The 24,110-nt window shown below is 63.0% G+C and carries 21 protein-coding genes; 15 read left to right on the forward strand and 6 right to left on the reverse strand.

The features are described 5' to 3' along the window. Positions 1–5: 5 nt before the first annotated feature. Positions 6–635, forward strand: a complete 630-nt coding sequence (locus JAO85_RS11410) for a response regulator transcription factor (protein WP_003066795.1) — start codon at positions 6–8, stop codon at positions 633–635. A gap of 65 nt (positions 636–700) precedes the next feature. On the opposite strand, the gene JAO85_RS11415 is transcribed toward JAO85_RS11410, so the two are convergent. Continuing rightward, a complete protein-coding gene (locus JAO85_RS11415) occupies positions 701–1,360 on the reverse strand; it encodes an OmpA family protein (protein WP_003066797.1) in 660 nt (219 codons plus the stop codon). A 184-nt stretch (positions 1,361–1,544) separates the two neighbouring features. Beyond that, the gene (locus tag JAO85_RS11420; protein ID WP_003072234.1) at positions 1,545–1,715 is read right to left on the reverse strand and encodes a hypothetical protein; all 171 of its coding nucleotides are present in this window, start codon (positions 1,713–1,715) and stop codon (positions 1,545–1,547) included. Between JAO85_RS11420 and JAO85_RS11425 the strand changes: the two genes are divergently transcribed. Continuing rightward, positions 1,714–2,889, forward strand: a complete 1,176-nt coding sequence (locus tag JAO85_RS11425) for a murein transglycosylase A (RefSeq protein WP_003066801.1) — start codon at positions 1,714–1,716, stop codon at positions 2,887–2,889. The two genes, JAO85_RS11420 and JAO85_RS11425, sit on opposite strands and share 2 nt — an antisense overlap. A 94-nt stretch (positions 2,890–2,983) precedes the next feature. On the opposite strand, the gene JAO85_RS11430 is transcribed toward JAO85_RS11425, so the two are convergent. Next, the gene (locus JAO85_RS11430) at positions 2,984–4,693 is read right to left on the reverse strand and encodes an MFS transporter (protein WP_202788108.1); all 1,710 of its coding nucleotides are present in this window, start codon (positions 4,691–4,693) and stop codon (positions 2,984–2,986) included. Between the two features lie 211 nt (positions 4,694–4,904). After that, the gene (locus JAO85_RS11435) at positions 4,905–5,387 is read right to left on the reverse strand and encodes an Lrp/AsnC family transcriptional regulator (protein ID WP_003060152.1); all 483 of its coding nucleotides are present in this window, start codon (positions 5,385–5,387) and stop codon (positions 4,905–4,907) included. 198 nt (positions 5,388–5,585) lie between these two features. Here JAO85_RS11435 and JAO85_RS11440 point away from each other — a divergent pair, with 198 nt between their 5' ends. The 5 genes from JAO85_RS11440 (at position 5,586) to JAO85_RS11460 (ending at position 15,273) form a co-directional block, all read left to right on the forward strand. Continuing rightward, on the forward strand, positions 5,586–9,164 hold the full coding sequence (locus JAO85_RS11440) for an indolepyruvate ferredoxin oxidoreductase family protein (protein WP_202788109.1): 3,579 nt from the start codon (positions 5,586–5,588) through the stop codon (positions 9,162–9,164). Between the two features lie 365 nt (positions 9,165–9,529). Beyond that, positions 9,530–9,862: a preprotein translocase subunit YajC gene (gene yajC / locus JAO85_RS11445; protein WP_003066810.1), complete on the forward strand. Its 333-nt coding sequence runs from the start codon at positions 9,530–9,532 to the stop codon at positions 9,860–9,862. Positions 9,863–9,950: 88 nt separating this feature from the next. Next, positions 9,951–11,849, forward strand: a complete 1,899-nt coding sequence (secD, locus tag JAO85_RS11450; protein ID WP_034394473.1) for a protein translocase subunit SecD — start codon at positions 9,951–9,953, stop codon at positions 11,847–11,849. Between the two features lie 11 nt (positions 11,850–11,860). Continuing rightward, positions 11,861–12,817 (forward strand): protein translocase subunit SecF, encoded by a 957-nt coding sequence (gene secF / locus JAO85_RS11455; RefSeq protein WP_003066813.1) that lies wholly within the window; start codon positions 11,861–11,863, stop codon positions 12,815–12,817. Positions 12,818–12,873: 56 nt separating this feature from the next. Continuing rightward, positions 12,874–15,273: a DUF1631 domain-containing protein gene (locus JAO85_RS11460; protein ID WP_012840336.1), complete on the forward strand. Its 2,400-nt coding sequence runs from the start codon at positions 12,874–12,876 to the stop codon at positions 15,271–15,273. A gap of 105 nt (positions 15,274–15,378) precedes the next feature. Here JAO85_RS11460 and dprA read toward each other — a convergent pair whose 3' ends face one another. Next, positions 15,379–16,572 (reverse strand): DNA-processing protein DprA, encoded by a 1,194-nt coding sequence (gene dprA / locus JAO85_RS11465; RefSeq protein WP_054074356.1) that lies wholly within the window; start codon positions 16,570–16,572, stop codon positions 15,379–15,381. Between the two features lie 13 nt (positions 16,573–16,585). Then, positions 16,586–17,773: a LysM peptidoglycan-binding domain-containing protein gene (locus JAO85_RS11470; protein WP_087864951.1), complete on the reverse strand. Its 1,188-nt coding sequence runs from the start codon at positions 17,771–17,773 to the stop codon at positions 16,586–16,588. Between the two features lie 203 nt (positions 17,774–17,976). Here JAO85_RS11470 and def point away from each other — a divergent pair, with 203 nt between their 5' ends. The 8 genes from def (at position 17,977) to JAO85_RS11510 (ending at position 24,100) form a co-directional block, all read left to right on the forward strand. After that, a complete protein-coding gene (def, locus tag JAO85_RS11475) occupies positions 17,977–18,489 on the forward strand; it encodes a peptide deformylase (protein WP_202788110.1) in 513 nt (170 codons plus the stop codon). A gap of 11 nt (positions 18,490–18,500) precedes the next feature. Further along, on the forward strand, positions 18,501–18,998 hold the full coding sequence (locus tag JAO85_RS11480; protein ID WP_003066825.1) for a membrane protein: 498 nt from the start codon (positions 18,501–18,503) through the stop codon (positions 18,996–18,998). A 42-nt stretch (positions 18,999–19,040) separates the two neighbouring features. After that, complete coding sequence (gene fmt / locus JAO85_RS11485; RefSeq protein ID WP_202788111.1) at positions 19,041–20,006, forward strand: methionyl-tRNA formyltransferase; 966 nt, start codon at positions 19,041–19,043, stop codon at positions 20,004–20,006. Then, a complete protein-coding gene (locus JAO85_RS11490; RefSeq protein ID WP_012840331.1) occupies positions 20,003–20,773 on the forward strand; it encodes an AzlC family ABC transporter permease in 771 nt (256 codons plus the stop codon). The genes fmt and JAO85_RS11490 overlap by 4 nt, the downstream gene beginning before the upstream one ends. Continuing rightward, positions 20,770–21,102, forward strand: coding sequence for an AzlD domain-containing protein (locus JAO85_RS11495; protein ID WP_003066830.1), 333 nt, complete (start codon positions 20,770–20,772; stop codon positions 21,100–21,102). Before JAO85_RS11490 ends, JAO85_RS11495 begins: the two co-directional genes overlap by 4 nt. A 222-nt stretch (positions 21,103–21,324) precedes the next feature. After that, on the forward strand, positions 21,325–22,518 hold the full coding sequence (locus tag JAO85_RS11500; protein ID WP_202788112.1) for a phosphoglycerate kinase: 1,194 nt from the start codon (positions 21,325–21,327) through the stop codon (positions 22,516–22,518). A 294-nt stretch (positions 22,519–22,812) separates the two neighbouring features. After that, positions 22,813–23,292 carry a Crp/Fnr family transcriptional regulator gene (locus JAO85_RS11505; protein ID WP_034347941.1) on the forward strand — a complete coding sequence of 160 codons (480 nt, stop codon included), beginning with the start codon at positions 22,813–22,815 and terminating at the stop codon, positions 23,290–23,292. A gap of 142 nt (positions 23,293–23,434) precedes the next feature. Then, on the forward strand, positions 23,435–24,100 hold the full coding sequence (locus tag JAO85_RS11510; protein ID WP_202788113.1) for a hypothetical protein: 666 nt from the start codon (positions 23,435–23,437) through the stop codon (positions 24,098–24,100). The last annotated feature ends 10 nt before the right edge of the window (positions 24,101–24,110 follow it).

Raw genomic sequence — 24,110 nt, forward strand, 5'->3', positions numbered from 1 at the left:
GCTTCATGGAACCTGTAACCGACGCTACCGTCTACGTGGTGGACGACGATGCCGATGTCCGAGAGGCATTGGCATGGCTGCTGCGTTCGCGCAGATTGCTGAGCGAGTGCTATCGCAACGCTGAAGAATTCGAGCAGGCCGTGCTGCAGACCAGCCCCGTGACGCGTCGTCCCTGCTGCCTGCTGCTCGATATGCGCATGACGGGCATGAGCGGGCTGTCGCTGTTCAACCGCATGCTGGAGCGCGGCCAGATCGAGGCCATGCCCGTGATCTTTCTGACCGGCCATGCCGATGTGCCGACAGCCGTGGATACGGTCAAACGTGGTGCCTTCGATTTCTGCGAGAAGCCGTTTTCCGACAACGCGCTGGTGGACCGGGTGGAGCAGGCGCTGGCGCTGTCCGCCGAGCATCTGGCCGCTTTGCAAGCACGTGAAGAGGTGCGCAGCCGCTTGGACGAGCTCACCGATCGCGAGAAAGACGTGATGAAGCTGGTCGTCGAGGGCGTGCCGAACAAGTTGATTGCCGATCAGCTCGACATCAGCGTGCGCACCGTGGAAGTGCACCGGGCGCGTGTCTTCGACAAGATGCAGGTCAAGTCGGCCGTCGAGCTGGCCAATCTGCTGCGCAACGCCTGAGCGTAAGCCTCCGCGACATGAAAAAAGCCCCGCTTGGCGGGGCTTTTTGCTGGTCTCGCGCTGGCTTATTGAGGCGCACGCTCGCCCACGAAGATTTCCACGCGGCGGTTGCGCGCACGGCCTTCGTTGGTGGCATTGGAAGCCACTGGCTGGTGCGAGCCCATGCCCTGAACCTGGATGCGGGCGCCGTTGACGCCACGCGAGGTCAGATAGTTGCGGGTGCTCTCGGCGCGCTGCAGCGACAGAGGGTTGTTGATTGCATCGGAGCCTGTGCTGTCGGTGTGACCGATGATGCGCACTTCTGCGTTGGGGTTGTTGCGCAGACCTTCGGCAAAGCGATCGAGGATGGGGGCGAAGTTGCCCTTGATGTCGGCGCGGCCGGTGTCAAAGGAGATGTCGCTGGGGATGTCCAGCTTGAGCTGGTTGTCCGCGGTCTGTGTCACGCCCACGCCTGTGCCCTGGGTCGCGGCTTCCATTTCACGCTTTTGCTTCTCGAGGTTCTGCGACCAGATATAGGAGCCCAGGGCGCCGACACCGGCACCGATCAGTGCACCCTTGCCGGCATGGCCGCCAGCAATGGCGCCGATGGCAGCACCGCCCAGTGCGCCCACGCCTGCACCGGTCGCAGTACGACGCGTGGTGTCCGACATGCCGCCGGTATTGGCGCAGCCGGTGATCAACAATGCAGAGGCCAGAGCGGCCGTCACAGCCATTTGCTTGCGCATAGAAAACTCCTTAGTTTGATAAACGACCCGGAGGGTCTTGCAAACCAGCTTTGCGTAAAAGCTGCAAGGCCACGAGCGTACTGCCAAGAGAAGGCAAAAAAAGTAGGACGCGGGCCAGCGAGCGGTTTCTGATGCAAAAGATTGTCACATGCAGCCCGCGCTGCAGTGGCTGCAGCGCCATGGGCTAAGCTCGATTAGAGCGATCTTGTTCGGGGTCTGCAAGCACTTCTTTGTGTGGCGCAGGCTCGACCGGGGCCGGCAACTCACCCTTTTTTCGACCTGAGAACATGGTCCACCACACAATAGCGACCAAAATGGCCAATGCCAGCAGTGCTTCAAGCAAAATCAGACCCATGAATTTCCATCTCCTGCGCCGTGCTTCACTGGCGCTGATTGTAGGAACCCTGGTGGCATGCACCACCACCAAGCAGCAAAACGACCCGGCATCGGTGCCCGAGATGGCTCCGCATGGCGGGCCGGCTTCCGCAGCCAAGCCGCCGTTCACCGCCAATGTACCGACTAAAAGCCGCTGGGTGGCGGTGGATTGGGGCGAGTTGCCCGGCGTGCCCCAGGATTCCCTGAACGAGGCCTGGAATGCCTGGATCAAGAATTGCGAGCGTCCCAGCACCGTGTTTGCCAATCTGTGCGGCGAGGTGCGAAGGCTGAGCATCGCCTCGGAAGACGAGCAGCGCAGCTGGATGATGAACACGCTGCAGCCCTATCGCATCGAAGCGACCACGGGCAGTCCCGACGGCATGCTGACCGCCTATTACGAGCCCTTGTACGAGGCGCGCCGTGTGCAGGGCAACGGCTTCAACGTGCCCATCTATCAGGTCCCGCAGGGCTTTGGCAAGCGCAAGCCCTGGTTCACGCGCCAGCAGATCGACACCAACTCCGAGGCCCAGGCCGCCCTGGCCGGCCGTGCCATTGCCTGGTTGCGCGACCCGGTGGACATGCTGGTGCTGCATATCCAGGGCTCGGGCCGGCTGATGCTGACCGAGGCCGACGGCCGCCAGCGCATGATCCGCGTGGCCTATGCCGGCACCAACGATCAGCCCTACAAGAGCGTGGGCCGCTGGCTGCTCGACCAGAACCTGGTGCGCGATGCCACCTGGCCCGGCATCAGCGCCTGGATTGCCGCCAATCCCTCGCGTGTCAACGAGATGCTCTGGAGCAATCCGCGCTATGTGTTCTTCCGCGAGGAGGCGCTCAATGACTTCGATGCCCAGTTCGGTCCCAAGGGCGCCCAGGGCGTGGCGCTGACGCCGGGCCGCTCGATTGCCGTGGACCGCAACAGCATTCCCTATGGCACGCCGGTCTGGCTGTCCACGCCCGGCCCTACGGTCTCGCTCAACCGCCTGGTGTTCGCGCAGGATACGGGCAGCGCCATTCTGGGCGCCGTGCGCGCCGACTATTTCATGGGCTGGGGGGCCGAGGCCGGTGATGTGGCGGGCCGCATCAAGCAGCCGCTCAAGCTCTGGGCCTTCTGGCCCAAGGCCTTGGCCGGATCGGCACCGCATCTGCGTTGATGCTAAAAACAGGAGCTGCCAGCGCTTGTCAGTCAATGAATTCCGATGAATAACTATCTGAAATCATTGCACTGAAAGCGCTGGCAGCTCTCTTTTAAAGAGCGTCGCTGAAGTAGCGCTGCACCACGGGCGGCTCCTTGCCCTTGTGAAAGCTCAGCTTGCGGTCGCGCAGCGCCACATCGGCGGTCGTCACGCGCTCGAAGCGGCGCAGATGCTCGGTCCAGGATTCATCGGTGATCTGCTCCACGAAGCGCTCGGGCTGGCTCATGCTGTGCAGCAGGCTCCAGGACAGCGCGCCCTGGCGCAGACGGCTGCGCCGGCTCAGCTGCATCAGGTCGCGGAAGGCGCCGGCCCTGGCCGGGTCGATCAGGTACTCGATGGTCACCACCACGCGCCCGGCTTCGGGCGTCGACGCTGCCGTCGGCGGCGTGAAGGCGCGCGAAGGGCTGAGGTCTTCCTCGATGTCGCGGTCCGGGTTCAGGCGCTGCACGATCAGCAGGGCCGTCAGCCCGCTGACGGCGGCCACGGCCATGCTGATCTGCACCGAGCCCAGGCTGGCGATCTTGCCCCAGATGGCGGCGCCAATGGCCGTGCTGCCCATGATGGACATCTGGTAGACGGACATGCCGCGTGCCCGCACCCAGTTGGGCAGGGCCATCTGCGCGGCCACGCCCAGCGTGTTGGCCGTGGCCAGCAGGGCCATGCCCGAGAGCATCATGCCCGGCACGGCCACGGCGATATGGGGGGCGAAGGCCACGGTCAGCGTGGCCAGGCTTTGCGCGGCCACGCCGGCCAGCACCGTGCGCTCGCCCGACAGCATCTGGCGTATGCGCGGCAGCAGCATGGCGCCCAGGATGGCGCCCGCGCCCATGGAGGCCAGCAGCAGCGTGAAGGTGCCGGCACTGCCGCTGCTGGCCGTGCCGTGGTCCAGGCGCTGGGCCGTCAGCGGCAGCAGCGCCATGATGGCGGCGGCCTGCAGAAAGTAGCAGACGGTGCGCAGCAGCACGGCATGCATGCGCGGCGACTCCTGGATGAACTGCAGGCCCACCCGCATGGCCGAGCCCAGGCGCTCGCGGCCCAGCGGGTTGGCGGGCTGCTGGCGCTTCCAGCGCAGCAGCACAAAGCCCGAGACGATGGACAGCACGGCGTTGAGCACAAATACCCAGGCGCTGCCCAGGCCGGCAATCAGGGCCCCGGCGACCAGTGGGCCGATGATGCGCGAGGCATTCATGGCCACGCCGTTGAGGGCCATCGCAAAAGGCAGATGGTGCTTGGGCACCAACTCGGGGATCAGCGCCGAGAACACCGGCCAGCGCATGGCCAGGCCGATGCCGTTGGAAAACACCAGGGCCAGCAGCAGATAGGGCGTCAGCTGGCCCGAGAGCACGGCCAGGCACAGCAGCAGCGCCACGGCAGCCACCCAGAACTGGGTGACGATGAAGTAGCGGCGTCGGTCCAGGATGTCGGCCAGCGCCCCGCTGGGAAGGGCCAGCAGCATGACCGGCAGGGTGGAGGCCGACTGCACCAGCGCCACCAGCACGGGCGAGGTGGTCAGCGATGTCATCAGCCAGGCGGCCGCCACATCGTTCATCCACATGCAGATATTGGCCGTCATCCAGATCATCCACAGCATGCGGAAGGTGGGCGTGGCCAGCGGTGTCCAGACGCCCGGGGCCGCGGCCGGCGGCGCGCCGCCGTCATGCATGGCCGAGGGATCTTCCAGCAGCTTGCCTGCAGGGACCTGGCCGGAGTCTGAAGTTATTGGATTGTGGGAAGCGCGTGCTGCGGAATCATCGTGGGCCATGGGACACGATTCTGTAGCAGGAAAGTTGTGCTGACAAATACGTAGTTCCTCACAGCGCCAGGTTGCGGCGGCCACCTGTCGCAGCGGTGACGGGTGCTATTGATCAGTGAGCATTCAGCGCATGCCAGTCAATGATTTCAATGCCGATACGGCAGGTATCGCCCATGGATAAAGCGGTGCGCGCTTCACTTTTGAAGTGCGCCGGCCGGGCTCAGGCATGCGTCAGCGTGCTGGGCAGCGGCAGCGCGCTGCTGGACTTGACCTCGCCCAGCGAAAAAATCGTGTGCACGTCTTTGACGTTGGGCAGGCGCAGCAGCACATTGCGCACAAAACCGGAAAAGCTCTCCAGATCCCTGGCCACGACCTGCAGCTCGAAGGTGCCCGCGCCGCTGATGTAGTGGCAGGAGGTGACTTCGGGCAGCAGGCGAATGGCTTCCTCCATGCGCAGCGTGATGTCGGCCGTGTTCTGTGCGGCATCCACGCGCACAAAGGCCAGCACGCCCAGGCCCAGCTTGTGGCGGTCCAGCGTGGCGTGATAGCCGGTGATGTAGCCCGACTCCTCCAGCGCGCGCACGCGCCGCCAGCAGGGCGCGGCAGACAGGCCCACGCGCTGGGCCAGCTCGGCATTGGTGAGGCGCCCATCCATTTGCAGCTCATTCAGGATGGCCCAGTCGAAGCGATCAAGTTGGTTCATGATTCGCAATTTACAGCAAGATTCTTTCAAAAACTAGGTTAATCCCGGCAATAAAAAGAAAGCTCTATTCGGGGCGTTTTCCGTAAACTTTGCTCAAACAACTTGCGTTCCGTGCCTCTGGCGCAGGAATGCCCAAAGCAATATGCTGCTCTGGTAGCCAAGAGCTGCCACGGGTGGTCACCCACATGGAGACAAGCCATGAATGCCCCTTTGCCCGATGAAGTCCGTCGCGCCCTGGAGTCTGTGACTCTGGACGACAAATATTCCCTGGCCCGCGGCCGCGCCTTTATGAGCGGCGTGCAGGCCCTGGTCCGGCTGCCCATGCTGCAGCGGCTGCGCGATGCGCAGGCCGGGCTCAACACAGCCGGCTTCATCAGCGGCTATCGCGGCTCGCCCCTGGGCACTTACGACCAGTCCCTGTGGGCGGCCAAAAAGCATATGGAAGCGAATCACATCGTCTTTCAGCCCGGCGTGAACGAAGAACTGGGCGCCACGGCCGTCTGGGGCACGCAGCAGCTCGATCTCTATCCCGAGACCAAGAAGTTCGACGGTGTCTTCGGTATCTGGTATGGCAAGGGTCCGGGCGTGGACCGCTGCTCCGACGTGTTCAAGCACGCCAATATGGCGGGCACGGCCAAGCATGGCGGCGTGATTGCGATTGCGGGCGACGACCACATCAGCAAGTCCTCCACGGCCGCGCACCAGAGCGACCACATCTTCAAGGCCTGCGGCACGCCGGTGTTCTTCCCCAGCAATGTGCAGGACATCCTCGACATGGGCCTGCATGCCTTTGCCATGAGCCGTTTCTCGGGCCTGTGGTCGGGCATGAAGACGATCCAGGAGGTGGTGGAGTCCTCCTCCTCGGTCCTGGTGGACCCGGATCGCGTCAACATCATCCTGCCCGAAGACTTTCAGATGCCGGACGGCGGCCTGCATATCCGCTGGCCTGATCCGCCGCTGGAGCAGGAAGCGCGGCTGATGAACTACAAGTGGTATGCAGCCCTGGCCTATGTGCGCGCCAACAAGCTCAACCACAACGTGATCGAAGGGCCCAACGACCGCTTCGGCATCATCGCCAGCGGCAAGGCCTATAACGATACGCGCCAGGCCATGGCCGATCTGGGGCTGGACGAGGACACCTGCCGCCAGCTGGGCATCAGGCTGCACAAGGTCAACGTGGTCTGGCCGCTGGAGGCCACCATCACGCGCGATTTCGCGCGCGGCCTGCAGGAGATTCTGGTGGTGGAGGAAAAGCGCCAGGTCATCGAATACCAGATCAAGGAAGAGCTCTACAACTGGCGCGACGACGTGCGCCCCAATGTGGTGGGCAAGTTCAGCGACGAGCATGGCGGCGAATGGTCGCTGCCCAACCCCAGCACCGACTGGCTGCTGCGTCCCACGGCCGATCTGACTCCCGCCATCATTGCGCGCGCCATTGCCCAGCGCCTGAAGAAGCTGGGCGTGCCCGAGCATGTGCAAACGCGCATGCAGCAGCGTCTGGCCGTGCTCGACGCCCGCGAAGCGGCGATCAAGGCGGCCAAGGAGGTCTCGACCGGCGACCGCACGCCCTGGTTCTGCAGCGGCTGCCCGCACAACACCTCGACACGCGTGCCCGAAGGCTCGCGCGCCGTGGCCGGCATCGGCTGCCACTATATGACCACCTGGATGCCCGACCGCCGCACCAGCACCTTCACGCAGATGGGCGGCGAGGGCGTGACCTGGGTGGGGCAGGCGCCTTTCACCAAGGAAGCCCATGTCTTCGCCAATCTGGGCGACGGCACCTACTTCCACAGCGGGCTGCTGGCGATCCGCCAGAGCATTGCGGCCGGCACCAACATCACCTACAAGGTGCTCTACAACGACGCCGTGGCCATGACGGGCGGCCAGCGCGTGGGCGAGCGGCCCGAAGGCCATTCGGTGCTGCAGATCATGAACAGCCTGCTCTCCGAAGGCGTGGGCAAGCTGGTCATCGTCACCGACGAGCCCGAGAAATACGATGGTGTGAAGCTGGGCGAGGGCGTGACCGTGCACCATCGCGACGAGCTGGATGCGATCCAGCGCCAGTTCCGCGAGCTCAAGGGCTGCACGGCCATCATCTACGACCAGACCTGCGCTACCGAAAAGCGCCGCCGCCGCAAACGCGGCGTGCTGAGCACGCCCGACAAGACCGTGGTCATCAACGAGCTGGTCTGCGAGGGCTGTGGCGATTGCTCGGTGCAGTCCAACTGCCTCTCGGTCGAGCCCGTGGAGACCGAGTTCGGCCGCAAGCGCCGCATCAACCAGAACAGCTGCAACAAGGACTATTCCTGCGTCAAGGGCTTCTGCCCCAGCTTCGTCACCGTCGAGGGCGGTCAGCTCAAAAAGCCCAAGCAGGAGAAGAAGGGCAGCCTGGAGGCTCTCCCCATTATTCCCGAGCCCGTCCTGCCCGTGGCCGAGCAGGCCTGGGGCATCGTGGTGGCCGGCGTCGGCGGCACGGGCGTGATCACCATCGGTTCGCTGCTGGGCATGGCCGCACACCTGGAAGGCAAGGGCGTGGTCACCCAGGATGCGGCGGGTCTGGCGCAAAAAGGCGGCTCCACCTGGAGCCATATCCAGATCGCCAACCGCGCCGATGCCATCTACACCACCAAGGTGGACATGGCCAAGGCCGATCTGGTCATAGGCTGCGACCCCATCGTGGCGGCCACGCCCACCACCTTGTCTGTGATGCAGCCGGGGCGCACCTATGTGGCGCTCAACAGCCATGCCGCGCCCACGGCCACCTTTGTGGGCAACCCCGACTGGCAGTCGCCTGCCGCACGCTGCGCCACGGCGCTGGCCGAGGCCGTGGGTCATGGTGCCCTGGGCAGCTTCGATGCCGAGAAGGCCTCCACGGCCTTGCTGGGCGACAGCATCTACGCCAACCCCATGATGCTGGGCTACGCCTGGCAAAAAGGCAGGGTGCCGCTCAGCCATGCCTCGCTGATGCGCGCCATGGAGCTCAACGGCGTGCAGGTGGCGCGCAACCAGGAGGCCTTTGAATGGGGCCGCCGCTGCGCCCACGATCTGGAGGCCGTGCGCGCTCTGTATCAGGCATCGCAGGTGATCCAGTTCGTCAAGAAGCCGTCGCTGGAGGAAATGCTGGACAAGCGTGTGGAGTTCCTCACGGCCTACCAGAATGCGGCCTATGCCCAGCAGTACCGCGACTTCGTGGCCAAGGTGCGCGCGGCGGAAGAGCCGCTGGCCCAGGGCACGCGCCTGTCCCAGGCCGTGGCGCGCTATCTGTTCAAGCTCATGGCGTACAAGGACGAGTACGAGGTGGCGCGTCTGCACACCGAGGCGGCCTTCACCCAGAAGATCAGCGAGATGTTCGAGGGCGACTACAAGCTCGTGCATCACCTGGCGCCCCCCGGTTTTGCCAAGAAGGACGAGCAGGGTCATCTGCTCAAAAAATCCTATGGCCCCTGGATGCGCAAGGCCATGGGCTGGCTGGCCGGCATGAAGGGGCTGCGCGGCACGGCGCTCGATCCCTTCGGTCGCACCGAGGAACGCCGCACCGAGCGCGCCCTGATCGTCGAATATCGCCAGTGCATCGAAACCCTGCTGACGGGTTTGACGACCGACAAGCTGGCGCTGGCCGTGGAGATCGCCTCCATCCCCGAAGACATTCGAGGCTACGGCCATGTCAAAGAGCACCATCTGGCGGCTGCGCGCATCAAGTGGCAGTCCTTGATGACTCGCTGGAATGGCTCGGCTGCAGCTGCTGCGCCAGCCGTCAAGCTGATGGCAGTGAACTAATTGCGCCGAGGCGCATCACAACAAGGCCGGGGCAACCCGGCCTTTGTATTCATGGTCAGAGGCGATGCTGGCAGTGGGCTATCTGAATTTGATAGCTGTCAGCGCCTGTATTGAGTGATATTCAAAGATAAAACAGTCACAAAACAATACGGGTAATGCGCTGATAGCTATGTTTTTTACGGGCATTGTTGATGTGGAAAGGGAGGTCCCCATCGCATCAGGGAATGCCTGTGCTGCGCGGCTGCCCATGCCAATCTTGGGTACAAGCCAGCCGAATACAATGTCCCGCTGACCTGGCGAGATCGCGCAAGTGCGCGCCTGCCGGGACCTATTCCTGACAAATTCACTCTTTCGGAGTCTTTTTCGTGTTCATTTCTTCTGCTTTCGCCCAGACCGCTCCTGCCGCCGCTGCTGAAGGCGGCTTCATGGGTTCGCTCACCGGCATGCTGCCTCTGGTGCTGATGTTCGTGGTGCTGTACTTCGTGATGATTCGTCCCCAGATGAAGCGCCAGAAGGAACACCGCTCCATGATCGACGCGCTGGCCAAGGGTGATGAAGTGGCTACCGCCGGCGGCATCATCGGCACCGTGACCCGCATGGCCGAGCAATTCATCTACATCGAAGTGGCTTCCGGCGTGGAAGTCCAGATCCAGCGCTCCGCTGTGGTGCAAGTGCTGCCCAAGGGCACGGCCAAGTAAGCCTGTCCGCTGTGGATTTTGAGGGGTACGGCGCTCGACCAGAGTGCGCGTACCCGTTGTGCGTTGCTGTAAAAAAAAGAGCGCGATCATGAACCGATACCCGGTCTGGAAGTACGCGATCATCGTGATCGCGCTGCTGGTGGGGGTGCTCTACACCCTGCCCAATTTCTTTGGTGAAGCGCCTGCCGTGCAGGTGTCCTCGGCCAAGTCCACCGTCAAGGTGGACAACGCGGTGCTGCAAAAGGTGGAGTCCGCCTTGAGCGCGGCCAGCGTCAAAGCCACATCGATGTCGCTGGAAGGCACTTCGGTGCGCGCCCGTTTCGATACGCCCGATGAGCAGCTCAAGGCCAAGGACGTTATCCAGAAGGCGCTGATCTCCGACCCCACCGACCCCTCCTACATCGTGGCGCTGAACCTGGTGTCGCGCTCGCCCGACTGGCTGACGGCCATCGGCGCCAAGCCCATGTATCTGGGTCTGGACCTGCGCGGCGGCGTGCACTTCATGCTGCAGGTGGACATGGCGGCGGCCCTGACCAAGAAGGCCGAGAGCTATGCGGGCGATCTGCGCTCTTCGATGCGCGACAAGAATATCCGCCACGGCGGTGTCAGCCGCGACGGCAACAACGTCACCATTCGCGTGCGCGACGAAGCCACGCTGACGGCGGCGCGCAATCTGATCGCGGACCAGTTCCCCGATCTGGCGGCCACTTCCACGCCTGACGGCACGGGCTTCAAGCTGGTGGCCTCGATCAAGCCCGAAGCCCTGCGCAAGGTGCAGGAGCAGGCGCTCAAGCAGAACATCGTCACGCTGCACAACCGTATCAACGAACTCGGCGTGGCCGAGCCCGTGATCCAGCAGCAGGGCCTGGACCGCATCGTGGTGCAACTGCCCGGCGTGCAGGACACGGCCAAGGCCAAGGACATTCTGGGCCGCACCGCCACGCTGGAAGTGCGCATGGTGGACGAGTCCGCCGAAGCGCGTGCTGCCGAGATGGGCTCCGGCCCCGTGCCTTTCGGCTCCGAGAAGTATCTGGACCGCAACGGTCAGGGCATCATCGTGCAAAAGCAGGTGACGCTGACCGGCGAGAACCTGACGGATGCCCAGCCCGGTTTTGACAGCCAGACCCAGGAGCCTACCGTCAACCTGACGCTGGATGCCAAGGGCGCGCGCATCTTCAAGGACGTGACGCGCGAGAACGTGGGCAAGCGCATGGCCATCATCCTGTTCGAAAAGGGCAAGGGCGAGGTGGTCACGGCTCCCGTGATCCGTGGCGAAATCGGCGGCGGCCGCGTGCAGATCTCGGGTCGCATGACTACGGCGGAAGCCAACGACACTTCGCTGCTGCTGCGCGCCGGCTCCCTGGCCGCGCCCATGGAAATCATCGAGGAATACACCATCGGCCCGAGCCTGGGCGCCGACAACATCAACCGCGGTATTCACTCCGTGGTCTGGGGAATGGTGGCGATTGCGGCCTTTATGTGCATGTACTACATGCTGTTCGGCGTGTTCTCCACGATTGCTCTGTCGGTGAACGTGTTGCTGCTGCTGGCCATTCTGTCCATGCTGCAGGCCACGCTGACCCTGCCCGGCATTGCCGCCATGGCGCTGGCACTGGGCGTGGCCATCGACTCGAACGTGCTGATCAACGAGCGTATTCGTGAAGAGCTGCGTGCCGGTGCTTCGCCTCAGGCGGCCATCCATGCAGGCTACGAAAACGCCTGGCACACCATTCTGGACTCCAACGTGACCACGCTGATCGCCGGTCTGGCCCTGCTGGCCTTTGGTTCGGGCGTGGTGCGCGGCTTTGCCGTGGTGCACTGCATAGGCATTCTGACCAGCATGTTCTCTGCAGTGTTCTTCTCTCGCGGGCTGGTCAACCTCTGGTATGGCGGCAAGAAGAAGCTCAAGAGCGTCTCCATCGGTCAGGTCTGGAAGCCTGAGGGTGAGGGTCACCGTTCCGTGGCCGGTCGCGGCAGCAACAACTAAGGAGGAAGATCATGGAGTTCTTCCGCATCAAAAAAGACATTCCGTTCATGAAGTACGCGTTGGTCTTCAACGCGATTTCCTTCATCACCTTTGCGCTGGCCGTCTTTTTCCTGTTCTCGCGCGGCCTGCATCTGTCCGTGGAGTTCACGGGCGGTACGGTCATGGAAGTGGCCTACACCCAGCCTGCCGATATCGGCAAGGTGCGTGAAACCGTTTCCAAGCTCGGCTATGCCGATGTGATCGTGCAGAATTTCGGTACATCCAAGGATGTGATGATTCGTCTGCCCGTGCAAAAGGGCGTGACGACTGCTCAGCAAAGTGAGCGGGTGATCACTGCACTGAAGGCCGAGGATGCCGAGGTCACGCTGCGCCGCACCGAGTTCGTCGGCCCGCAGGTGGGCGATGAGCTGATGCATAACGGCCTGATGGCGCTGGGCATGGTGGTGCTGGGCATCATCATCTATCTGGCCTTTCGCTTCGAGTGGAAGTTCGGCGTGGCGGCCATCATTGCCAACTTGCACGACGTGATCATCATCCTGGGCTTCTTTGCCTTCTTCCAGTGGGAGTTCTCGCTCTCCGTGCTGGCAGGCGTGCTGGCCGTGCTGGGCTACTCGGTCAATGAGTCCGTGGTGATCTTCGACCGTATCCGGGAGGCCTTCCGCAAGTTCCGCAAGCTCAGCACCCACGAGGTGATCGACCACGCCATCACCTCGACCATGAGCCGGACCATCATCACCCACGCCTCGACCGAAGCCATGGTGTTGTCCATGTTCTTCTTTGGCGGCCCCAGCCTGCATTACTTTGCGCTGGCGCTGACGATTGGTATCTTGTTCGGTATCTATTCTTCGGTGTTCGTGGCGGCTGCCATTGCCATGTGGCTGGGCGTCAAGCGCGAAGATCTGGTCAAGGCTCCCGCCAAGTCCGGGTCGCAAGATCCCAATGATCCCAACGCGGGAGCCGTGGTCTGACGCTTTGACCATTGCGGCGGGTGCATAACTGCTTCTGCCGCCATTACACTTACGGAATGGCTCTCTCGCAGTCTTCCTCCACCGCGCCTGCGGCCCCGCAACAGCTGGGCTGGCAGGCGCGCTTGCGTTGGGTCCATGGCATTTGTCAGGGCCTGCCCAAGGTCGCTCGGCAACTGGATGAATTCCTCTCCAACCAGAGCAGTGCCGTCTCCACTGCCAAGGAGATGCAGGAGTGGCGCGAGGCCTGGGTCGGCTTTCAGCAGAACAAGGACGCCTGGTTGCAGGCAGGTGCTCAGGCGCTGCAGCAGGCTGCGCGCAAGCCACCCTCTGGTGGAGCCGAGAGCAATGCTTCGGGCTCGGCTCCGCTGACCTTCGAGCTGCTCAGCGACGATGTTGTCGAAAACAGGATTCTGGCCTCCCGCATGGCCCTGGCCATGGGAGAGACGCTGCAGCCCGGCTTCGAGGCCATGCGCCTGCGCATTCAGGCACTGGAGGGCCATGAGCTGGCTTCCCGGGACATGTTCCGCGCCGAGACCGTCTGCCTGCATCTGGTCGAGCAATGGCTGAGCTGCGGCATGGAGCGCAAGCATTTGCTGCGGGCTGTGGAGCCCCTGCAGAATGCGCTGGCACCGCTGATGGAGTCCGAATACAGCATCCTGCACAAGCTGCTGGATGCCAAGGGCGTCAGCAAGGCCCAGGATGCCCCGCTGCGCGTGCGACGTACCGAGGGTGGCCCGTCCACCGGTGCCATGCATCTGGGCGCCAGCAGTGGCTATGGCAATGCGTCCGATGCGGGTTGGACCAACTCTGCCATGCAGTACATGCCGGCCGGTATGGCTGCCGGTCTGGGCGTCGGGACTGGGATGGCTCCGGGCATTGCCCTGCCGCCAGGCGCCAGCGCCGGCCTGGGCATGCTGGCGCGGGCGCGCCATCGCGCGCTGGATGCCATGAATCAGCTGCGCCAGGTGCTGAGCCAGCCTGCGGTCGGCATTCCAGGACTGATGCCTGGCACGCCTGTCGTTCCCATGCCTCCGGCGTCTGCCGCTCTGGCGCAGGCGCTGCAGGAGCAGCAACAACTGATGGCGGCCGAGCTCCAGGCCCAGTATCCGTCTGCGGCCGGTTCGGCCATGGCCATGCCCGCCATGGACTACAGTCCGGCAGCGATCGGCCAGCTGGTCAATCTGGTGCGCGAGCGCTCGGCCGACTGGAAGCAAAAGGCCGAGACCAAGAGCGAGAAGGCGACCATCGAGGTGGTGGCGCTGATGTTCCAGAGCATTCTTTCGGAAGACCGGCTGCCGCCGTCCATTCGCGTCTGGTTCGCGCGCCTGCAGGTCCCCGTGTTGCGCGTGGCCCTGGCCGAGCCGCAGTTCTTCAGCGACCTCAATCACCCGGCGCGCAAGCTGATCGACCGCATGGGCTCCTGCGTCATGGGTTTTGACGCCAGCAGCATCAACGGCAATGCGCTGGAGACCGAGATCCGCCGCGTGGTTCAGGTGATAGAGCAGTACCCTGAAACCGGGCAGAAGGTCTTTGCGCTGGTGCTGCGCGAGTTCGAGGAATTCCTCACCAGGCACTTTGCCCAGAATCGGTCCACGGCCAAGATCACCAGCGTGGCTCAGCAGGTGGAGCAGAAGGAGACGCTGGCCATCCAGTACACCATCGAGCTGCGCAATATGCTCACCGACATGCCGGTGCGCGAAGAGGTGCGAGACTTTCTCTTCAAGTCCTGGGCCGATGTGCTGGCCATGGCCACCGTGCGCTATGGCGCCAAGGATGCGCGGGCCATGCGCCTCAAGCAGGCGGCCAGCGAGCTGGTCTGGTCGGCCAGCGCCAAGCCCTTGCGTCAGGAGCGCGCGCGTGTCATCCAGGGCTTGCCGACCTTGCTGCAGACCTTGCGTGAAGGACTGGAGCTGGTGAGCGTGACCGGCGATGCACAGTCTGCCGCGATCAAGGTGTTGACCGATACGCTGGCCCAGGCCTTCATGTCCAAGACGGCAGCCATTCCGGCCGAGCGTATCGAGGCCATGGCCAAGCGCCTGGCGGAGCTGGAGAAATACATCAGCGAGGATGGCAAGCTCGACGATATGCCGCTGTCCAGCGAGAGCATAGAGCTGATGCTGGGCGTGGATGCGGGCGATCTGAACGTTATTCCCAACACGGACAGCCTGGTGGAGCCCGCCATGCTGGAGTGGGCCCAGTCGCTGGAAAGCGGTCGCTGGTTCACGCTGGACCACAACGGTGCCCGTGTGCAGGTGCAATATGTCTGGCATAGCCGTCGCAAGCATCTGCATTTGTTCGCCTCGCTGGATGGACACTGTTATCTGCTGCAGGCGCAACGCATGGCGACCTATCTGCAGGCCGGCTTGCTCGCGGTGCATGATGCCGAAGCCCTGACGGTGCGTGCCACGCGCGATGCACTGCAGAAAATTCAGGCGAATCCGGAAAGACTGGCCTAAGCCCCTGAGGTGCTTTGCATCTTTCCCCTTTCTCTACGCGCTGCACCAGGGAAGGGAGCGGCCTTTGCTGGGCGTCGCCTTGTCGGGATATGCCGGTTTGGGGCTTCAGCTTTGCGTAAGTCGCTGGTACAGGCCGCCAGGCAGGCGCGCGACCAGGCCGTCGAGCTCCAGTTCCATCAGCTGCGCCTGCAAATGGGCGGCATCCCAGCCCGTGCGATCGCTCAAGGACTCCAGTGTCATGGGGTCATGGCCCAGCGCCTGCAGCAACGGGTTATCCGGTGTCGATGCCTTGTTTTTGGCAGCTTCCTGCGCTGGTTCGGCTCTGGTCGACGCGAGTTTCAGTCCTTGAAGCTCTTCGAGCACGTTGTCAGCGGTTTCCACCAGCTTGGCGCCCTGGCGTATCAGCGCATGGCAGCCCTTGGCCTGCGGCGCGTGGATGGAGCCGGGGATGGCAAAGACTTCACGCCCCTGCTCGTTGGCCAGGCGGGCCGTGATCAGCGAGCCAGACTGCAGGGCGGCTTCCACGACCAGGGTGCCTTGCGACAGGCCTGAGATGATGCGGTTGCGCTGAGGGAAATGCCGGGGCAGGGGCTCGCTGCCCAGCGGGTATTCGCTGATGACCAGCCCATTGCGCGCAATTTGCTGTGCCAGCTTGGTGTGCGCACGCGGATAGACCTGATCGAGTCCGGTGCCGACGACGGCAATCGTGCGGGGGGTAGGGCCTGAGCGGGCCTGAAGTGCTCCCTCATGGGCAGCTGCATCGATGCCGCGTGCCAGACCTGAGACTATGCACAGCCCTTGCTCGGCCAGTGCCTGCGCCATGCTGCGCGCATTGATGACTCCCTGGGCGGATGGATTGCGGCTGCCCACCATGGCCAGGGTGGCAGGGTAGGGAAACCAGGGCCCGGCAGATGCCAGCAGTGCCGCTGGACCTTGGACAAACAGCAGCAGGGGCGGATCTTCGGTCTGCAGCAAGCAGTCCGGATACTGAGAGTTGCCCAGATGAATCACGGTGTGCAAGATACCCGGCGCGGGGGAGCTCAGCCAGCGGGCCAGTGCGCTGCAATGCTGCTCCCAGTCTGCCGGGAGCTCTGTCAGAGCCTTGATCTGCGCCTGAGTGGCGCATTCCGCCCATGTGGACAGCGGCAGCCGCCAGACCGCGTCTGCACTACCGGCGCTGGCCAGCAGGCGGCGTGCCGTGGTGCGTCCGAGACCCGGTGTCAGCAGCAGGCGCAGCCAGGCCAGAATTTCGGCATCGGGTGAGGCATGGAGCGCATCTTGTGAAGGGGGCGACACCATGCTCACGCTCCATTCAGGGCTGGGGCGACTGCAGGCCATCGCCCACATTCACGCCACGCTGGGCCGTGGTGATGAGCGCGTAGGAAACCCGGTCAAACACCTTGAAGACCATGGCATAGCCATTGGCCTCATCGGGCAGCTTCACCCGGTCACGGCTGGGGCTGGTCTTGTCCACGATGACATTGCCCTTGCTGACGAGTTCCAGCACTGCGCCGATGTCCATGCCGTCCTGGGCTCCCTTGTTGATGGCAATGACCTGATTCTGAGCTGCGTTATAGCCCACCGAGTCACCATAGATGGAGACCACGGCGGCATCTACCGCATGGCGCGGGGCATGGGGCACATAGCTCAGATACTGCTGCTCGGGCGAGGGCAGCAGACGGTCACCTGCGCGGATTTCATTCTTGGAGCGGATGATGTCCACGGTTCCAGGGGTGGTCTGTACAGGCTGGCCCGGCGCGGATTCAAGCAATGTTTCACTACGCGCCACGGTGGCACTGCCCAGGTACTTGGCTTCGTAGCCAAGGATTTCCCCGGTGATGGGGTCCTTGAGCGGCGTGGCATCGCGGAAGATGCGATAGCTCGCGGGCCGGCCCTTGCCGGTGGTGACCAGCGCGCCACCGGAGTTGCGTACATAGGCGCGATCGCCATTGGCCATGAGCACGCGCTTGTCCTGGGTGGCGATGATGCGCGGGGCTTGTGTAAGTGCCTGGCTGTCCACCACCAGCGGCTCGGCCAGGAAGGGCTCGATCAGATGCGGCGGCAGCGTGGGCAGGGCCAGGTCGTTCAGTGACGATTCACGCGTTTGCGGCGACAGGCGCACTACCCCGGAATCGCCGTTGGGGGCCGTGGTCGATAGACGGGCATAACCGTTGCTGCGCACCAGATACAGCACCTGGCCGGGGTAGATCTGATGAGGGTTGGCGATGCTGGAGAGGTTCATGCCCCAGAGTTCGGGCCAGCGCCAGGGCTGGCGCAGATACATGCCAGAGATGCCCCAGAGCGTGTCGCCGCGCTTGACGGCGTACTGTGCGGGAGCGTTGGGCGCCAGTTCGTTCTCGGGGATGCCTTGCTGAGCGACTTGCTGTGCGGTGGAGCGCTGGGTGGCGGTCACAGGATAGCTTTGGGCGTGGACCGAAGTCAGGGCTGCAAGCAATGTGGCTCCAATGCTCAAGGCGCGTGCAGTGGCAAATGCGGTCATGAAGTTCCTTCTGGCGGGATTCGTTTGCTGCAGCGTCCCTCGCGTCGCCGCACTGTGGCCGATCTTGGCATAGCCAGCCAACAAGTCTTACAAATGTGTCGAAATTCTCGATGCAAGGCCTCGATAGATCAATGTTTATTGAGGACGTGACAAGCGTTTGGCGTCAAATGTTGGGACAATAACGACAGATTTACCGAGACACCATGGCCATTCTTCCCATCCTCTGCTACCCCGATCCCCGTCTTCACAAGGTCGCCAAGCCCGTGGCGCAGGTGGATGAGCGCATCCAGTCTCTGGTGAAAGACATGCTCGAGACCATGTATGACGCCCAGGGCATCGGCTTGGCCGCGACACAGATCGATGTGCATGAGCGCGTCATCGTGATCGACGTGTCCGAGAAGCGCAACGAGCCCATGGCCTTGATCAACCCCGAGATTCTCTGGGCCAGCGAGGAAAAGCAGCTGGGCGAGGAAGGCTGCCTGTCCGTGCCCGGCATCTACGACGGCGTGGAGCGCTCCATTGCCGTCAAGGTCAAGGCCCTGGATGAGAACGGCAACAGCCGTGAGATCGACGCCGAAGGCATGCTGGCCATCTGCATCCAGCACGAGATGGATCACCTGCTGGGCAAGGTGTTTGTCGAATACCTCTCGCCGCTGAAGCGCAATCGCATCAAGACCAAGCTGGTCAAAGCCCAGAAGCATGCCCTGAGGGCCTGATCGGAGTGTCCATGTCCCTGCCTCGCCTGCAAACACTGTTGACTGCCAGTCTGCTGGCATTGGGGCTGGCGGGTTGCATGGTGCCCCAGTGGCAAAAGCCTGGCATGCCTCAGGCCGAGGTGGAAAAAGGCATGGGCAAACCCACTCTGGTCGTGCCTCTGCCCGAGGGCGGCCAGCGCCTGGTCTATAGCCAGCAGCCCGCCGGTCAGCAGGTCTATCACATGGACTTCGATGCCCGACACAAGCTGGTGCGTGTGGAGCAGGTGCTGGATACCGCGCATTTTTTCGCGTTGCGCAATGGTGTGGATACCCGTGACGATGTCTACCGCATGTTCGGCCCGCCCGCCAAGGTCGAGAGGGTCTACAGCTTCAAAGGTGACATCTGGACCTACCGTTTTCTGGACAATACCGTTGCTCGGCGTGCCCATGTGCACATAGACCCGCAAGGCGTGGTGCAGAAGGTCATGTTCACCGATGAGAGCATTTACTTCAAAGAGCCGCATCTTTGAACATCTGGCAGCCGGCGGCTGCCTTTTTAATTTGTGAGTCCCATGAAAGTCATTTTTGCCGGCACGCCCGAATTTGCGCGCGTGGCCCTGGAGAGTCTGCTGGCTGCAGGTTTTGAAGTTCCGCTGGTGCTGACCCAGCCGGACCGTCCGGCCGGGCGCGGCATGAAGCTGCAAGCCTCTCCCGTCAAACAGTGCGCCCTGGAGCATGGCATTGCAGTGGCTCAGCCGCTGAGTCTGCGTCTGGACGGCAAATATCCCGAAGACGCCGCTGCCGCCAAGGCCGCGATCGATGCCGCTCAGGCCGATGTGATGGTGGTTGCGGCCTATGGCCTGATCCTGCCGCAATGGGTGCTCGATACGCCTCGCCTGGGCTGCCTGAACATCCACGCCAGCCTGCTGCCGCGCTGGCGAGGTGCAGCGCCGATTCATCGCGCCATCGAGGCCGGTGACGCCGAAACCGGCGTCACCATCATGCAGATGGATGCCGGCCTGGATACCGGCGATATGTGTGTGATCGAGCGCCTGCCGATAGCCGCATGCGACACCACGGCCAGCCTGCAGGACAAGCTGGCCGCGTTGGGCGGCCGCCTGATCGTGGAAGCGCTGGAAATGGCGGCCTGCGGAGGTCTCAGTCGCACGCCACAGCCTGCCGATGGAGTGAGCTATGCACACAAGATCGAGAAGGCCGAGAGCCTGATCGACTGGAGCGAAAGCGCCGAAGTCATTGCGCGCCGCCTGCGTGCCTTCAACCCCTTCCCCGGTGGCGCCACCAGCCTGGGCGGCGAGGCCATCAAGGTCTGGGAAGCAGAGGCCCAGCAAGGCAGCGGCGCGCCCGGCTCCGTGCTGTCGGCCGACGCTCGCGGCGTGCGCGTGGCCTGTGGCAGTGGCGTGCTCAATATGACGCTGTTGCAGCGCGCGGGTGGCAAGCGTCTGGCCGCAGGCGATTTTCTGCGCGGTTTCGAGCTGCCCGCAGGCGCGCAACTGGGCGAGGGTGCTGGCGAGGTATGACGGATATGGCGTTCACGCTGAGTCAGCGTGCGAAATCGATAGTCAGGGATCCGTTCTTCTGGGTCGGCTCCAAGGAGATGGGCGGCACCGCCCTGGGCATCGCCGCCTGGGGCCTGGTAACCGGCGTGGCCATGGTCAAAAGCGGTCTGTCCGTTCCCCTGGCGCTGCTCATGGGTTTGACTGTCTATGCGGGCAGTGCCCAGCTGGCCGTGCTGCCGCTGATGGCCGTGGGGGCTCCGCTGTGGGTGGTCTGGTTCACCGCCATTTGCGTGAACCTGCGTTTTGTGATTCTGTCCAGCATGTGGCGCAGCTATTTCGCCAAGCTGAGTCTGCGTCACCGTCTGGCGGTCGCCTATTTCAGCGGCGATGTGATTTTCGTGAACTTCATGCGTCGCTACCCAGAGGCCAGGCCGCAGCCCGAGCAACTGCCCTATTTCTGGGGCGCAGCACTGACCAACTGGCTGGCCTGGCAGATCCCGTCCACGCTGGGCATTTTCCTGGCCGACCAGATTCCTCTGTCCTGGGGGCTGGGCTTTGCCGGCGTGCTGGCGTTGTTGGGCGTGCTGCTGTCCATGCTCAAGGACCGTGCAACCTGGGTGGCCTCCATCGTGGCCTGTACGGCAGCTGTGGCGGCTTTTGCGCTGCCGCTCAAGCTCAATATCCTGGTGGCGATCGCCGCTGCGGTGGCTGCAGGCCTGACGGCCGAGCAACTGCAAAAGCAGGCCAGCCGGCTGCCTGCGGTGAAGAATGAGGAGGACCGGTCATGATGAGCAGTTTCTGGGTCATCGTTGCCTGCATCGGTCTGGCCCTCATCACGCTGATCACGCGTGCTTTCTTCATGATCCCCGAGCGTGAACTGCCGCTGCCCGACTGGCTCAAGCGCGGGCTCAAATACGCACCGCTGGCGGCCCTGGCGGCGGTGATTGCGCCCGAGATCGTGATGAGCAATGGTCAGCTGATCAACAGTCTGGCTGATGCTCGACTGCCTGCGCTGGCCGCTTCGGTGGTGTATTTTTTTTACAAGCGCAGCATTCTTGGCACCATTGCTCTGGGCATGGCGATTTATCTGCCTCTGCATATCGGTCTGGGCTGGTAGCTCCAAGACCAGAGAAAACAGGAGCTGCGTGCTCCTGTTTTCATATGGGCTGTCTATAAAAAGGCTTGAAACCAAGTTACAGAGCGCGCAGGATGCTCCTGTTTTTGAGTCGAGTAAGCGTGTAAAAGCGATGCCTGAAAGTGGCGATCGCCCTAGAATGCAGGCAGATTTTGTGTTTTCCAACCTTTGTATGGGCGACTTTCGGAGTCGCTTTTTTGCTGCATGAACATCATCCGCTTCTCCGATCTGTGCGCCCAGGGCAAGGCCCAGGGTCAACGTGTTTTCATCCGTGCCGACCTGAACGTACCCCTGAACGACGCTGGTGAAATCACCGAAGACACGCGTGTGCGCGCTTCCGTGCCTGCGATTGAAATGGCTTTGAAGGCCGGCGCTGCCGTGATGGTCACCAGCCACCTGGGCCGCCCCGCCGAAGGTGAATTCAAGCCCCAGGACTCGCTGGCTCCCGTGGCCAAACGCCTGTCCGAGCTGCTGGGCCGCGATGTGCCCCTGGTCGCCAACTGGGTGGACGGCGTGCAGATTGCCCCCGGCCAGGTCGTGCTGCTGGAGAACTGCCGTGTCAACGTGGGCGAGAAGAAGAACAAGCCCGAGCTGGCCCAGAAGCTGGCCAAGCTCTGCGACATCTTTGTGAACGATGCCTTCGGCACCGCTCACCGTGCCGAAGGCACGACCTACGGCATCGCCGAATACGCCCCCATCGCCTGTGCCGGCCCGCTGCTGTCGGCCGAGATCGACGCGCTGAACAAGGCCCTGGCCGCGCCTGCGCGCCCCCTGGCCGCCATCGTCGCCGGCTCCAAGGTGTCCACCAAGCTGACCATCCTCAAGAGCCTGGCCGACAAGGTGGACCAGCTCATCGTGGGCGGCGGCATTGCCAATACCTTCATGCTGGCTGCCGGTCTGAAGATCGGCAAGAGCCTGGCCGAGCCCGATCTGGTGGCCGATGCCAAGGCCGTGATCGACGCCATGGCTGCCCGTGGTGCCAATGTGCCCGTGCCCACCGATGTGGTCACCGCCAAGACCTTTGCTGCCGACGCCGTGGCCACCGTCAAGAAGGCCTCCGAAGTGGCCGACGACGACATGATTCTGGACATCGGCCCGGAAACCGCAGCCCTGTTGGCCGAGCAGCTCAAAAAGGCCGGCACCATCGTCTGGAACGGCCCCGTGGGCGTGTTCGAGTTCGACCAGTTTGCCAATGGCACCAAGGTCATCGCCCAGGCGATTGCCGAGTCACCCGCCTTCAGCATTGCCGGCGGTGGCGACACCCTGGCCGCCATTGCCAAGTACGGCATTGAAAAGGACGTGGGCTACATCTCCACCGGCGGCGGCGCCTTCCTGGAAGTGCTGGAGGGCAAGAAGCTGCCCGCCTTCGAGATCCTGGAAAAGCGCGCTAACGGCTGATTCCCTTGAGAAATGGCGCTAACCCAAATGGGAAGAGCGATGTAAGCTATCAAAAAGGATCGAATCATCGATCCTTTTTTGCTTTGATGCGAATGAAGATGCAGACACTCTGGGGAAGTAAAAGCAACTCCGTACCGCAAGTGATTGGCGGGACTGTCAGAGTCGCTTAGCATTCAGCCTGCGTTGATGGTGAGCCATGGCGCGCTATGAATTTCTTTTACCCTGAGCGGCCGGGATGCGTATCCGGATTTGTCCACCGGATGGCATGCGGCGTTCGCGTTCCACCCACTGCTTATGTTCGCTTCAACACCTCAGGATTTGTCGGCGCTGATCCAGGCGATGACGACCTCGGTTGCCACCGATACCGCTCAAAACGTGCTCAGTGCCGCTCAATGGGAGCTGTTGGCGCCGTACCTGCAGCCGATCAATCTGGCGGCCAGCGAGGTGTTGTTTGCCGAAGGGGCGCTGGATCGCAATCTGTATCTGGTGGAGTACGGCTCGCTGAGCGTGCATTACCAGGATTCGAAGGAAAGAATCCGCCTGGCTTTGGTGGGGCCGGGGGCGATTGTGGGGGAAGGGGCCTTCTTCGCCCATAGACCACGCAAGGCCACGGTTCAGGCCGCAGCGCCCAGCCGTCTATGGTGTCTGACAGCGCTGCGTTATTCCGAAATTGCCAACCGTCAGCCTGCCCTGGCCCTGGCGCTGCTGACCATGGCAGGTCAGGTGCTGGCCCGCCGCGCTGGGGACAGTCGTCGCCGGGTGGCCAGCACCTGAGTGAAGATTTTTTGTGTTTCGACCGGGCTGGGCGCTTGATCCACGTCGGACAAAGGCTAATATTTCGGTAAATGTCACGAGCTGCTCCAGACCCGGAGGCAGAATGTGTCTCGTTGTAAATCCTGCTTGTTCGAGTGTGCTCATGTCCCTGTTCCGATGGTTTTCTCGCGGGCCTCGCCGAGAAGGTAGCACGCAAGCACCGCGCCACGAGGATGATCCAGTAGCGCGTCAGTCGCAGCGCCGTGAGCGCTCCGCCAGACGCGAGCAGCTGTACGTCATCGTGCGCGAAGCCATGGTCAGGGTCGGCATTCTTTCGGCCGGCTACAAGTTCAAGGTGCTCTCGCTGGACAACGTCGGCCAGCGCTTTGTCGTGATGGTGGATCTGGCTCCTGCGTACGCTGCGGATGCTCCGCAGCAAAGACGTATCGAGGCATTGATTGCCGAGCTCGCCAGAACCCGCATGGATGCTGGGGTTCACGCCGTTTACTGGCGCGTGAACGGGCAGCTTCAAAGCGCTGCTAGCCCTGATTTTGCGCAGACGCAGTTTGACGGGGCCGTACCCCCGATGAAGGCGCTACGCCATGCTCCGGTTACGGCACATTCAGGCCGCTCTTTCGAGCCCATTGACGCGCAGGAAATGGATGCGTTCAAGCAGGCGGTGGCCATGGCTGCTGCATCGCCTGCGAGTGTTCGCCCATCACGCCAGGCGCCATTGCTGGGCCCTGGCTCTGGCCATGAGGAAGGCTGCGAATTTGCCGTCTCCGGACTGGGCTCTCTGGGCACGACGCAGTACGGAGAGCTGCGCTGATCCAGGGCTG

The organism is Comamonas sp. NyZ500, assembly GCF_016772095.1.
Lineage (GTDB): Bacteria > Pseudomonadota > Gammaproteobacteria > Burkholderiales > Burkholderiaceae_C > Comamonas > Comamonas thiooxydans.